Source organism: Halorubrum sp. B52, assembly GCF_059752555.1.
Map to the genome: position 1 here is coordinate 94,810 of NZ_MWTG01000007.1, position 12,718 is coordinate 107,527.

General features: G+C 70.2%; 10 protein-coding genes, 1 tRNA gene and 1 pseudogene. 9 read left to right on the plus strand and 3 right to left on the minus strand.

Features of this window, described 5'->3' with window-relative positions; genetic code table 11:
- Positions 1-365: 365 nt before the first annotated feature.
- A tRNA-Lys gene (locus B4V04_RS01975) sits at positions 366-439 on the minus strand.
- Between the two features lie 160 nt (positions 440-599).
- Between B4V04_RS01975 and B4V04_RS01980 the strand changes: the two genes are divergently transcribed.
- The 5 genes from B4V04_RS01980 (at position 600) to B4V04_RS02000 (ending at position 6,780) form a co-directional block, all read left to right on the plus strand.
- A complete protein-coding gene (locus B4V04_RS01980; RefSeq protein WP_498228708.1) occupies positions 600-1,589 on the plus strand; it encodes a TAXI family TRAP transporter solute-binding subunit in 990 nt (329 codons plus the stop codon).
- 1 nt (position 1,590) lies between these two features.
- The gene (locus tag B4V04_RS01985; protein WP_498228710.1) at positions 1,591-2,094 is read left to right on the plus strand and encodes a DUF1850 domain-containing protein; all 504 of its coding nucleotides are present in this window, start codon (positions 1,591-1,593) and stop codon (positions 2,092-2,094) included.
- An 82-nt stretch (positions 2,095-2,176) separates the two neighbouring features.
- Positions 2,177-4,870, plus strand: coding sequence for a TRAP transporter permease (locus B4V04_RS01990; RefSeq protein ID WP_498228712.1), 2,694 nt, complete (start codon positions 2,177-2,179; stop codon positions 4,868-4,870).
- A 111-nt stretch (positions 4,871-4,981) separates the two neighbouring features.
- A complete protein-coding gene (locus B4V04_RS01995; RefSeq protein ID WP_498228714.1) occupies positions 4,982-6,448 on the plus strand; it encodes a DHH family phosphoesterase in 1,467 nt (488 codons plus the stop codon).
- A gap of 119 nt (positions 6,449-6,567) precedes the next feature.
- Positions 6,568-6,780, plus strand: a complete 213-nt coding sequence (locus B4V04_RS02000) for a DUF8145 family protein (protein ID WP_498228716.1) — start codon at positions 6,568-6,570, stop codon at positions 6,778-6,780.
- A 47-nt stretch (positions 6,781-6,827) separates the two neighbouring features.
- Here the strand turns inward: B4V04_RS02000 and B4V04_RS02005 are convergent, their stop codons facing one another.
- A complete protein-coding gene (locus B4V04_RS02005; protein WP_498228718.1) occupies positions 6,828-7,802 on the minus strand; it encodes a nucleotidyltransferase family protein in 975 nt (324 codons plus the stop codon).
- Between the two features lie 114 nt (positions 7,803-7,916).
- Positions 7,917-8,210: pseudogene (locus tag B4V04_RS02010) on the minus strand (DUF5779 family protein); the annotation flags it as partial.
- Between the two features lie 116 nt (positions 8,211-8,326).
- Between B4V04_RS02010 and B4V04_RS02015 the strand changes: the two are divergent.
- The 4 genes from B4V04_RS02015 to B4V04_RS02030 all read left to right on the plus strand — a co-directional run bounded on the left by B4V04_RS02015 (position 8,327) and on the right by B4V04_RS02030 (position 12,680).
- The gene (locus tag B4V04_RS02015) at positions 8,327-8,995 is read left to right on the plus strand and encodes a thioredoxin domain-containing protein (RefSeq protein ID WP_498228720.1); all 669 of its coding nucleotides are present in this window, start codon (positions 8,327-8,329) and stop codon (positions 8,993-8,995) included.
- Between the two features lie 91 nt (positions 8,996-9,086).
- Positions 9,087-10,346 (plus strand): MFS transporter, encoded by a 1,260-nt coding sequence (locus B4V04_RS02020; RefSeq protein ID WP_498228722.1) that lies wholly within the window; start codon positions 9,087-9,089, stop codon positions 10,344-10,346.
- 75 nt (positions 10,347-10,421) lie between these two features.
- Positions 10,422-11,195, plus strand: coding sequence for a prephenate dehydrogenase (locus B4V04_RS02025; RefSeq protein ID WP_498228724.1), 774 nt, complete (start codon positions 10,422-10,424; stop codon positions 11,193-11,195).
- Between the two features lie 39 nt (positions 11,196-11,234).
- Positions 11,235-12,680, plus strand: a complete 1,446-nt coding sequence (locus B4V04_RS02030) for a small ribosomal subunit Rsm22 family protein (protein ID WP_498228726.1) — start codon at positions 11,235-11,237, stop codon at positions 12,678-12,680.
- Positions 12,681-12,718 lie beyond the last annotated feature (38 nt).

Genomic DNA, 12,718 nt, shown 5'->3' on the forward strand with positions numbered 1-12,718 from the left:
AGATGATCACTATAAAACGTTATCGACCATTCCTCGACCGAGCTCAAGGAACGCGACCGCGGTAGAATACAGCGTCTACCGAGGGTTTCAACAGAGACTCACAACTAGTCACCGACTGTCACAGTCGAATAGAAACCGAGATCAGACCGATCGTCGGTCGGTTCAAAATGACCGAGTGGCCTACGTAGTATGTTGAATTTGAAACAACGTTACACCGAAGTGGGAGCGGGCTATGATCGTAGATGCCACACGTGAGGGGGGACCGTTCGGTCACCGAACGAAATCTACCCGCAAATGCGACGGACCTGAATCGGTCAGGGTGCCGTCATGCGATCCGCGCGACTCGGAATCGCTCGATGAAGAAGCGGGCCGGGCGCGATTTGAACACGCGACCGACGGATTAAGAGTCCGTCGCTCTCCCTAACTGAGCTACCGGCCCTCACCGAATTCTACCCCTGACGAGGTAAAAGGCCTTTTCATTCGACGCCGCCCGAGACGTCGGTCACGCCGCGAACCGTTGGGACCGAGCGGCGATCGCGTGCGAGCGCGACGGTCTCATGGGAAACCGTTATCAACTCCTGTTGTGTATCAACTGTCGTATGTTAGACAATCAAATCGACGGCCGGATCGACCGGCGGACACTCCTCCGAGGCGCGGCCGCGGCCGGCGTCGTCGGAATCGCCGGCTGTTCCGGCGACGGCGGCGACGGCGGCGACGGGAGCGACGGCGGCGACGTCATCCGCTGGCACGCCGGCGGCACCGGCGGGACGTACTTCCCGCTGTCCGGCGAGTTCGAGGGGATCATCGAGGACCAGACCGACTTCCCGGTCGAGGTCTCCTCGACGGGCGCGTCCGTCGAGAACGTCGGCAGCCTCGGCAACGGCGACGCCGACTTCGCGCTGATCCAGAACGACATCGCCTACTTCGCCCGCAACGGCGAGGGGCTCGACGCGTTCGACGGTTCCCCGGTGGAGAACCTCCGCGGCGTCGCGACGCTGTATCCGGAGACCATCCACGTCCTGCTCAACCCCGACGCAGACGTCAGCTCGCTCTCCGACCTGGAGGGGATGCGCGTCAACACCGGCGACCTCGGCAGCGGGACGCAGGTGAACGCGCTCCAGATCCTCGAGTCGGCCGGCGGACTCACCACCGACGACTTCGACGAGCAGAACACCGACTTCACGCAGGCGGCCAACCAGCTCCGCGACGGCGACGTCGACGCCGCGTTCGTCGTCGGCGGCTGGCCCGTCGGCGCGGTCGAGGAGCTCGCGACGACGACCGACGTACAGATCCTCAACATGTCCGACGAGGAGCGGCAGGCGGCCCGTGACGACGCCTCCTGGTTCGCGGACGACACCATCCCCGCCGGCACCTACGAGGGCATCGACGAGGACGTCGACACCGTCTCCGTCCAGGCGATGATCGCGACGCGGTCGGAGTTCTCCGCGGACACCGTCGAGGCGGTCACCGAGGCCATCTTCGAGAACCTCGACCAGCTGTCGATCAAGACGGACTTCATCTCCGCCGACTCGGCGCAGGACGGCATGTCGATCGAACTGCACGAGGGAGCGGCCCGCTACTTCGAGTAGCGTGACTCCCGGATCGCGGGCGACGGCGATCGACGGCGGGTCGCTCCTCGTCGCGGGCGCCGCGGTCCTCGCACTGCTCGCGATCCTCGCCGGCGTCGCCCTCGGCGGCGCCGACCCCGGAACCGGGGAACGGACCCTGGTCGTGACCGACGACGACGGCGCGGAACTGCTCGCCGCCCCCGTCGGCGACGAGACTGAGATCGCGATCGAGTACACCCACAGCGTGGAGAAGACGCTCGTTTGCGACGTGTACGTCGCGTCGGACGACGGGCTCGTCATGACGCGGATGGAGTTCAGTTCGTTCGGCGCCGGGCTCCCGTCGCAGGCCGACGTGACGGAGCGCGACGGGCGGTACGTGTACGACCCGCCGTCGACGACGTACGAAACGCTTCATCTCAAGACGGGATCGGTCGCCGACCACGACCTGATCGTCGGCGGCGAGCGGTACGACATCGCGGCCATGAGCGACGACGGCGCGGTCGAACTGACTGTCGAACGACGCTGAAACGGGTCGCGAGGGCGACCCCTTGCCGCGCGGCGGACGCACGGCGCGGCGGACGCGACACACACCGGAGGACACCACAACTGTGACGACGAACACATCTGACGCGGTCGAACCGGATCCGGATGAGAGCGACGAGGCGGACCAAGTCTTCGAGGAGATCGACAACCGGCGGTCGCTGACGGGGATCCCGTTGATCGCCGTGGCGGTCGTCGGGATCCTCTTCTCGTCGTTCCAGCTGTGGCTGGGCGCGCGCGGGTTCGTCTTCGAGTTCACGGTCCCCGGTTTCGGGGTCGTCGAACTCGCGTCGCTCGCGTCGCTGCAGATCCGGGCGATCCACGTGAACTTCGCGCTCGTGATGGCGTTTCTCCTGTTCCCCGGATCGACCGGGTCGGGGGCGGTCACACGACGGATCGGAGCGCTTCCGGCGGCGGTTCGGAGCCGCGTCGGCGACTCGCCGGCGACTCGGGCCGCCGAGGCGGTCCGCGGGGCCGTCTGGTGGGCCTTCGTCGACGAGGAGTCGACGCGGATCACCCCGTCCGACCTCCTGTTAATCCTCCTCTCGACGTTCCCGACGATCTACTACGTCACGCAGTACGACGAGATCACGGACGTCATCCGCGTGCGGGGACTCGGGGGCGCGGGGACGCTCGGCGAGGTCGTTCCGCGGCTCGCGGCGCTGGAGCTCGGCTTCCTCGCCGACTACAGCCTCGCGTATCTGATGGGCGTGCTCGCGATCCTCCTGGTGTTGGAGGCGACGCGGCGGGCGCTCGGCCTGCTGCTCACGCTGCTCGTGAGTCTCTTCCTGCTGTACGCCAAGTACGGCTACCTCCTGCCGCGGGACCTGCCGGTTGCGCGGACCTTCGCCACCTCGCAGCTCCGCTGGAACCAGATCGTCCAGAACCTCTGGTACACGGTCGAGGGGATCCTCGGCGTCCCGGTGGGCGTCTCCGTTCGGTTCATCTATATCTTCATCCTGTTCGGCGCGTTCCTGGAGATGTCCGGGGCCGGGAAGTGGTTCATCGACCTGGCGTACTCGATCACGGGCACGCGCAAGGGCGGCCCGGCCAAGGCGAGCGTCGTCGCCTCCGGCTTCATGGGGATGCTCTCCGGGTCGTCGGTCGCGAACACCGTGACGACGGGCGCGCTGACGATCCCCCTGATGAAGCGCTCCGGCTACTCGCCGGAGTTCTCCGGCGCCGTCGAGTCGTCGGTCTCCTCCGGCGGTCAGATCCTGCCGCCGGTGATGGGCGCGGCCGCGTTCCTCATCGTCGAGTACACCGGAACGCCGTTCCGGGACGTCGTCATCGCCGCGACGCTGCCCGCCATCGCCTTCTTCTTCGGCATGTGGGTGATGGTCCACTTCGAGGCCGCCAAGCGCGGGATCGGCGGACTGGAGCGGTCCGAGCTGCTGGACATGGGCCCGCACATGCGCCGCGGGTGGTTCTACCTCGTCCCGCTCGCGCTCCTCCTGCACTACCTCGTGATCGCCCGGCTCTCGGTGGGGCGTGCCGGATGGCTCACGATCGTCGCGACCGTGGCGCTCATCGCGATGGTCGCGGCCTACAACGAGCGGACCGGAACGTACCTCGTCGGCGGCATCGCCGCCGGTTACGCGCTGTTCGCCGTCTCGTTATTCTACGCGGGGCGGACGCCGGTCGGCGTACTGTACGGCGCCGAGCCGGTCGACCTCGGAATCACCGCCGCGCTCGGGGCGGCGGCCGCGTCGCTCCCGACCGTCGTCACCGCGATCAGCCTCGCGTTCCTCCTGGCGGACCCGAGCGGGGACGCGCCGCTGCTCGACCTCGACGACGACGTGGTCGGCGCCGCGACGTGGTTCGACGAGCGGACCGGTCTGGAGGTCGCGGACTCGCGGGCCGGCCAGTTCGGGGCGTTCGTGCTGAAGGCGATGGACTCCGGCGCGAAGACCGCGACCATCGTCGTCGTCGCGGTGGCCGCCGCGGGCGTCATTCCCGGCGTCATCGGCATCACCGGACTCGGGGGGAGCCTCCGGGCGCTCATCATCAGCGTGAGCGGCGGGTCGCTCGTCCTCCTGTTGATCCTCGCCGGCCTCGCGGCCGTGATCGTCGGGATGGGGATGCCGACGACGGTGATGTACATCATCATCGTCGTGCTGCTGGGTCCGGTCCTCCCCGAGTTCGGGATCGCGATCTTAGCGGTCCACCTGTTCGTCCTCTACCTCGGGCTGATGGCCGACGTGACGCCCCCGGTGATGGTCGCCGCGTACGCCGCGGCCGGGATCGCGAAGTCCGACCCCTTCGACACCGGCAAGCAGGCGTTCCTGCTGTCGCTGAACAAGATCCTCGTCCCCTTCGCCTTCGTGTTCTCGCCGGGGATCCTCCTGCTCCGCACGACCGACGGACAGGGGTCGATCCTGACGGGCGCAGACGTTGGGGACCTCGGCTTCTTCCTGCCGGAGGTCGCGGCGCCGATCCTCGCGGTGTTCGCCGGCGTCTACGCGCTCGGCGTCGCGATCATCGGGTACTACCACACGGACGTGCGCTCGGGTTCGCGCGTCTCGCTCATCGTCGCCGCGGTGTTGCTGTCGGTGCCCGGTATGGTGTTGCTCCCGGCCAGCGCCGCCCTGGGGCTCGCGGGCGTCGACGTCGGCCTCTACTCGGTCACGAACGAGCTGATCGCTCGCGGCGTCGGCGCGGCGATGCTCGTCGTCGGGCTCATCCGCAACCGGCGGCGCGCGGGCCGCGAATCGGTCGATCCGGAACCGGTCGAGGAGTCGTCGGACGTCGCGGCGCAGTAGGCGGCGCGACGGCACGCGTCCCGTCCGCTCGTCTCGTTTCCGTGTTCCCGCCTTGACCGTCCCACGCGGAGAGCGCACCCGTTAAGTGTCGTCCCGGGGAAATCACGTGCAATGAGTAGTGGGGCATCCGGATCGGCGCGGACGCGATACGCGATCCTCGGCTGTGGCAGCGTCGGACACGCGGTCGCGGAGGAGCTGACGAGCCGCGGCAAGGACGTCCTCATCCTCGACCGCGACGAGAGCCGCGTCGAGGCGCTCCGCGACCAGGACCTCAACGCCCGCGTGCAGGACATCGCCGAGCCCGACGTCGTCGACGAGCTCGACGACCGCGACATCGTGCTGATCCTCGCCAGCGACGTCGAGGCGAACAAGGCCGCCGTCTCGGCGGTGCGCGACGTCGGCGGCGACCACTACGTCGTCGTCCGCGCCTCCGACCCCGTCAGCGAGGACGAGCTCCGCGAGCGCGGCGCCGACGTGGTGATCAATCCCTCGACGGTGATCGCCGACAGCGCCCTGCAGTCGCTCGAGACCGGCGAGTTAGAGTACATGGCCCGCCAGCTCGCGGAGATCATCGAGCAGGGCGGCGGCCGGATGGCGATCTTAACCCACGACAATCCGGAGCCGGACTCGATCGCGTCGGCGACCGCGCTCCAGGCGATCGCGGACGCGTTCGGCGTCGAGGCCGACATCCTCTACTCGGGGGACGTGGGCCACCAGGAGAACCGGGCGTTCGTCAACCTCCTCGGGATCGACCTCGTGGCGCGGTCGGACGCGCCCGACCTCTCCGAGTACCAGACGGTCGCCGCGGTCGACCTCGCGAAGTCGGCCGACGACGGCTTCGACTTCGACGTCGAGATCGACGTGTACATCGACCACCTGGAGGCCGACGTCCCGTTCGACGCCCGGTTCGTCGACGTGCGGACCAACGTCTCCTCGACGTCGACGATCCTCACGAAGTACCTCCAGGAGTTCGACCAGTCGCCCACCGAGGCGGTCGCGACGGCGCTCCTCTATGGGATCCGCGCCGAGACGCTCGACTTCAAGCGGGACACGACGCCGGCGGACCTGACGGCGGCCGCCTACCTCCACCCGTTCGCGAACCACGACACGCTCGAACAGGTGGAGTCGCCGTCGATGAGCCCCGAGACGCTGGACGTGCTCGCGGAGGCGATCCAGAACCGCGAGGTACAGGGGAGCCACCTCTTCTCGACGGCCGGCTTCATCAGGGACCGCGAGGCGCTCGCGCAGGCGGCCCAACACCTGCTCAACCTGGAAGGGATCACGACGACCGCCGTCCTCGGGATCGCCGACGACACGATCTACCTCGCCGCGCGCTCCAAGGACATCCGCCTGAACATCGGCAACGTCCTCGACGAGGCGTTCTCGGAGATGGGCGACGCCGCCGGCCACTCCACGCAGGGGTCGCTCTCGATCCCCCTCGGCATCTTCACCGGTATCGAGGCGAGCGGCGAGAACCGCGACACCCTGTTGCACCTCACGGAGGAGGCCGTCCGCCGGAAGCTGTTCGACGCGCTCGGCGTCGAGGGCGGGACCGGTGACGGCGGGAACGGGTCGTAGGGTGAACGGGTCGTAGCGGAATCGACGGCGGGAACGACGCCGACCGGTCGGGCCGCGACCGCCGGATCCGTTTTACTCGTCTGTCCCGTACTCCCGACGCGCGAGGCGCCGCGCCAACCATGCACGTTCCGGAGGACCCGCCCGCGACCTGCCCCGCCTGCGGCGACCCCTACGAGTCCGTGTCCCGCCACGCGGACGGGTTCGTCGTCAACCTCCTCGACAACGATCGGTACCGGCGGGTGTGTTTCGACCCCGCGAGCGACGGCGGCGGCCCCGAGCTCGACTGTTATCATCACACACACGAACAGGCCGACGCCTCGGCTGGCGAGTAGTCGGAACGCAAATAGCGCCGCGCGACGAGCGGTTCGGTCGCCGTCGGTCAGAAGTCGTCGCCGTCGGTGATCGAGGTGTACGAGCCGATCAGCGCGCCGGACAGATCGACGCCCTCCAGCGTGACGCCCTCGTCGATCACGGAGTTGCGGATCTCGGAGTCGGTGATCGTCGCGTCCGGGAAGACGACCGAGCGGTCGAGCGTCGAGTCGGTGACGGTCGCGCCCGACATGACGTGGACCACGTCACCGAGGTCGGAGCCCTCGACGGTCGCGTCGTCGGCGACGAGCGTGCCGCCGTCGAGGGCGTACTCGACCGCGTCGAGGTAGCTGTCGGCGGTGCCGATGTCGAACCACGCCCCGTCGAAGGTGAACGCGTGAACCGGGCCGCGCCCCTGGAGCCACTGGAGGAACCAGCCCGGCTCGTCGGGGTTGTTCCCGTCCGAGAGGTACGTCGAGAGGTCGGGGAGCGTCTCCGCCGGGAACGCGTAACACGCGATGGAGACGAGCGTGCTCTTCGGGTCGTCGGGCTTCTCCTGGAAGTTCACGACCTCGTCGCCGTCGAGCTCGACGAGCCCGTAGGACTTGGCGCGCTCGCGGTCCTCGACGTCGTAGGCGGCCAGCGTCGGCGTCCCCTTCGACTCGAAGAAGTCGGCGAACTCGGCCAAGTCGAAGCTGATCATGTTGTCGCCGGCGACGACGATGAGGTCGTCGTCGACCCCCTCGCGGTCGACGAGCTGTTCGAGCGCCCCCACGACGCCGAACTTCTCGTCCTCTTCGACGGTCTCCTCGACCGAGAGCGTCGGCTTCTCGAACGGGCTGTCCGTGAGGTACTCGTCGAACGTGTCGGCGAAGCGCTCGTTGGTGGAGACGAACACCTCGTCGACGCGGTCGTCCGCCTCGAAGTCCTCGAAGATCTCGTCGATGACGGTGTTGTCGCCGACCGGCAGGAACATCTTCGGACGGTGCTCGGTGATCGGCCAGAGTCTGGTCGCGTATCCCCCCGCGAGTACGACGGCTTTCATATCACCCCCGTCTCACCCCGGTGGCATACTTCTTTTGCTCCTGTCAACCACCGAAAACGCGGCAGGGGCGTACGGGGGGACGGTCCCCGAGTGGGAAGCGGCGGACGCGACCTACTCGCTCAGCCGGTCGGTGTCGATGCCCACCCCGGGCGGGGTGACCACGAGGAACCCGCGGAAGTGCATCAGCTCGCCGCCCATGTCCTTCACCTCGCGGGCGAATCCGGCGGCGAGCTCGTTGAGGTCGCCGTCGATCGACAGCACGAGGGTGTTGCCGTAGTCGACGCTGCGGACCCACTCCTCCGGGTCGGTCGTGCCGTCGAGGACGCCGAGGACGACGTCGCCGGCCGCCGCGATCGCCTCGTCCATCTGCTCTTCGGCGTCGCGTAAGTCGAGGTCCCAGTCGCTCATACCTCAGGGTCGCGAGGCGACGGCAAAAACGTTCGGACCCGTGCGGCCGCGTCGGAGGCCGAGCGCCGCGGTCGGGTCGCGGAGTCGTTAAGTGCGCGCCGACCCCAGCGGACGATATGGAACGCACGCGGCGGTCCCTGCTCGCGGGCGCGGCGTCGGTCGGCGTCGTCGGCGCGGCGGGGTGTCTCGGCGGCGGAGGCGACGGCGGCGGGAGCAACTCGATCGACACGGGCGAGTACGACTGCGACCTCGCCGAGCCGACGGACCCGAACCTGGAGTTCCGGCCCGTCATCGGCGACCCCGAGTCCGACGTCGTCGTGCAGTCGTTCGTGGACTTCACCTGCGGTCACTGCGCCACCTACGAGCTGGAGCACTTCCCGGCGATCCGCGAGGAGTACGTCGCTCCCGGGGAGGTGCGCTACGAGCACTGGGACTTCCCGATCCCCGTCAACGAGGCGTGGGCGGTCCCCGTCGCCAGCGCCGCCCGCGGCGTGGGCGCGCGTCAGGGTCCGGAGGCGTTCTTCGAGTTCGCCTCGACGGCGTTCGAGTCGCAGGGCAGCTACAGCGGCGAGGCGATCGGCGCCGCCGCCGACGCCGCCGGCGCGGACCCCTGCGCCGCCATCGCCGACGCGCAGTTCGTGGCGTACGAGGAGGCCTCGATGAGCGACCGGAGCGAGGGCGAGTCGATGGGCGTTCAGGGGACGCCGACAATCTTCGTGAACGGCGAGCCGACCGACGACTACCGCGCGGAGACGGTCGCGGCCGCGATCGAATCGGCGCTGTAACCGGAGGCCCTCGGCGCGCGCGCAGGCCCGGTCGGTGCCGCCGTCCGCCCGTGCGTCGGCCTTTTGTCCGTCCGCCTCCATTTATAAGTCAATGAGCGACGAGGACCGCGGGGAGCGACGCCTGCTCGGCGCCGTCGTGCTCGCGGTGTTGATATCGCAGGTCCTACTCTACCCGGGGGTCCCGAGCCTCGTGGTCGCGCTCGGCGCGCCCGCCGGCATCGACGCCGGGATGTGGTTCCTCGTCGCGGAGTTCGGCGCGTTCGTCTCCTTCGCCGTCGTCTGGGGCGCCCTCAGCGACGCGCTCGGAAAGCGGGTCCCGCTGATCGTCGCCGGCGCGCTCGGCGGGGCCGCCTCGTACGTCGCGCTCGCGGCGGTGCCCGAGATCGGCCTCGGCTTCCGGGCGGCGCTCGCCGTCCGCGTCGTCGGCGGGGCGCTCACGATCGGCGCGTTCTCACTCGCGATCACGTCGCTGATGGACCTCCGCGGCGGCAACGGACGCAACATGGGCGCCGCCGGCACGGCGATCGGGCTGGGCGCGGCGGTCGGCTCCGTGGTCGGCGGCGCGCTCGCCGACCTCGACCCCTTCTACCCCGTGTACGCCGGGGCGGCGGTGCTCGCCGGCGCGGGCCTGCTCGCGGCGACCGTCGACGACCGAGCGGTGGGGAGCGAGACGGGTACTGACGGAGCTGAGGGCGCCGCCGGAGACGCCGGCTTCCGCGACGTGCTCTCGCGGGCGCGGACGACCCGGGGACTGCTCGTCCCGCTGGCGTTCGGGTTCGTCGACCGGCTCACGGCCGGCTTCTTCGCGCTGGTCGGCGTCTACTACTTCCAGGACCCCGCGACGTTCGGCCTCTCGGCCGCCGGCGCGGGGGCGACGCTCGCGCTCTTCTTCGTCCCGTTCGCGCTGCTCCAGTCCCCGTTCGGGTCGCTGTCGGACCGGGTGGGCCGGTTCCTCCCCGTCGTGGTCGGCTCGGTGGCGTACGGGGTCGTCACGATCGGGGTCGGCGTCGCGCCGACGTACCCCCTCGCGGCCGGCCTGATGGTCCTCGTCGGGGTCTGCGGCGCGCTGATGGCGCCGGCGACGATGGCGCTCGTCACGGACCTCGTCGAGCCCGAGGCCCGCGGCGCGGCGATGGGGCTGTTCAACGTGTTCGGCTCGCTCGGCTTCCTCGCCGGCTTCCTCGTCGGCGGCGGCGCCACGGACGCGTTCGGCTACACCCCGGCGTTCCTCGCGGTCGGCGGGCTGGAGCTCGCCATCGCACTGGCCCTGTTCCCGGCCGTTCGGGCGCTCGCGCCTGGTGAGGGACTCCTCGGGCTCCGCGGCGGCGCCGAGCGGTCGACCTCGGAGTAGCGACGCTCGTGGAGTAGCGCCCGCCGCCCGAGTCGAGCCTTTTTAAGCCTCGCGCGCCCTCCGTTCGGGCAACCGATGGACCTACTCGTCGTGGGCGCGGGCGAGATCGGCCGGTGGATCGCCGACACGGTGTCGGCCGACGAGTCGCCGGTGGACCCGACGGTCGCGTTCGCCGACCGCGACCCGGACGTGGCCCGCGACGCCGCCGCCTCGCGCGACGCCAGGGCGGTGCCGGCCGACGGCGACACGACCCACGACGCGGTGTGTCTCGCGGTGCCGATGTCGGCGGTCCCGGCCGCGGTCGAGGCGTACGCGCCCCGCGCGGAGCGGGCGATCCTCGACGTCTCCGGCGAGATGACCGACGCGATCGCGGCGATGCGCGAGCACGCGTCGGACCTGGAACGCGCGAGCTTCCACCCCCTGTTCGCGCCGCCGCGCGTCCCCGGTAACGTCGCCTGCGTCGTCGACGAGGGCGGCCCGGTCGTCGAGGGAATCGCGGCGGCGATCGAGGCCGGCGGCAACGAGGTGTTCGAGACGACGGCCGCGGAGCACGACCGGGCGATGGAGACGGTGCAGGCCGGCGCGCACGCGGCCGTCCTCGCGTGGCGGCTCGCGGGCGACGACGTGCGCGAGGAGTTCCACACCCCGGTCTCGGCCGCGCTCGACGAGGTCGCCGACACCGTCACCGAGGGCGCGCCCGAGGTGTACGCCGAGATCCAGCGCGCCTTCGACGGCGCCGACGACGTGGCCGCGGCGGCCCGCGAGATCGCCGACGCCGACTCCGAGGCGTTCGCCGACCTGTACGAGGCGGCCCGCGGCGACCGCGAGGGCCGGGAGCGGCACGAGTGAGCCGACGCGACCCCGACGCGGACGACGAGTGACCCACCCATGATAGACAGAGAGGCGGTCCGGAACAACGCCAACTACCTGCGCAACGTCAGACCGATCGACCCCGAGGAGATCGCGGAGTACGTCGAGGGGACGCCGCACCCGGCGGTCGTCCGCGAGACGCTCCGCGAGGAGGCGTTCGACCTCCGGCTGCGCGAGCGCGACGACGGGAGCTTCGAGCCGGTCCCCGAGGGGCCGATCCCCGATCCCGGCTGGGCGCCGACGGCGTTCCCGGAGTCCTACGCGTTCGCCCTCGAAGACCTCCTCGTCGCCGAGTTCGGCGCGAACTGGCACCGCGGCGAGTCGGGCGCGGAGCTGCGCGAGGCGGTCCGGCGGCTGAAGACCGACTACCTCTACGAGAACGACGTCGAGTACGACCGAGTGGCGGCGCTCGGGTACGCGATCTACCACCTCCCCGCCTACTACGCGACGGTCGGGTACGTCCTCGACGACCTCGTCGAGAACGGGCTGCTCGACCGGACGCTCCGCGTCCTCGACGTGGGCGCGGGCGTGGGCGGCCCCGCGCTCGGCCTCCACGACTACCTGCCCGACGACGCCGTCGTCGACTACCACGCCGTCGAGCCGAGCGCCGCGGCCGACGTGCTCGATCGCCTGCTCGACGAGACGGGCCGTAACTTCCGGCCGACGATTCACGAGACGACGGCGGAGTCGTTCCTCGGGGTCGACGGCGGCGGTTCCGCGGCCGCCGAGACCGACGACCCCTTCGATCTCGTCGTCTTCGGGAACGTCCTCTCGGAGCTCGCGGACCCGGTCGCAGTCGTCGAGGCCGCGCTCGCTCGCCTCGCCGACGACGGGAGCGTCGTCGCCTTCGCGCCCGCCGACCGCAACACCGCGATGGGGCTCCGGGAGATCGAGCGCGCGGTCGTCACGCCGACGAGCGGCGTCGAGACGTACTCGCCCACGCTCCGGCTCTGGCCGGACGCGACCCCCTCGGACGGCGGCTGGTCGTTCGACGTCGCCGACGACCTCGACGTGCCCCCCTTCCAGCGGCGGCTCGACGAGGCGGCCGAGCGCGGGTCGACCGACGAGCCGGGCGAGTTCGTCAACGTCGACGTGCAGTTCGCGTACGCGATCCTCCGTCCCGACGGGAAGCGCCGCGTCGACGTCCGTGCGAGCGACGGCCGCTGCGCGCGGATGGCGGACTCCGAGGACCACGTCACCGACCGCGTGAACCTGCTCGCGGTGAAGCTCAGCCACGACCTCAGCGCGGGCGACAACGCCCTCTACCGCGTCGGCGACGGCTCGCAGACGGTCGACCACTACCTGGTCTGCACGCGCGAGACCGCGCTCAACGAGGACCTCCGGCGGGCCGACTACGGCGCGGTCGTGTTCGTCGAGAACGGCCTCGTGCTCTGGAACGACGACGAGGGCGCGTACAACGTCGTCGTCGACGACGAGACGGTCGTCGACCTGGTCGCGCCCTGAGGTGGCGGTCGGTTCCGCCACGACTCGGCGGCGCCGCT

Bases quoted from the DNA above. Each gene is read 5' to 3' on its own strand.
- B4V04_RS02005 (WP_498228718.1), bottom strand. From the start codon at position 7,802: ATGAAAGCCGTCGTACTCGCGGGGGGATACGCGACCAGACTCTGGCCG.
- B4V04_RS02015 (WP_498228720.1), top strand. From the start codon at position 8,327: ATGGAACGCACGCGGCGGTCCCTGCTCGCGGGCGCGGCGTCGGTCGGC.
- B4V04_RS02025 (WP_498228724.1), top strand. From the start codon at position 10,422: ATGGACCTACTCGTCGTGGGCGCGGGCGAGATCGGCCGGTGGATCGCC.
- B4V04_RS01995 (WP_498228714.1), top strand. From the start codon at position 4,982: ATGAGTAGTGGGGCATCCGGATCGGCGCGGACGCGATACGCGATCCTC.
- B4V04_RS02000 (WP_498228716.1), top strand. From the start codon at position 6,568: ATGCACGTTCCGGAGGACCCGCCCGCGACCTGCCCCGCCTGCGGCGAC.
- B4V04_RS01980 (WP_498228708.1), top strand. From the start codon at position 600: ATGTTAGACAATCAAATCGACGGCCGGATCGACCGGCGGACACTCCTC.
- B4V04_RS02030 (WP_498228726.1), top strand. From the start codon at position 11,235: ATGATAGACAGAGAGGCGGTCCGGAACAACGCCAACTACCTGCGCAAC.
- B4V04_RS02020 (WP_498228722.1), top strand. From the start codon at position 9,087: ATGAGCGACGAGGACCGCGGGGAGCGACGCCTGCTCGGCGCCGTCGTG.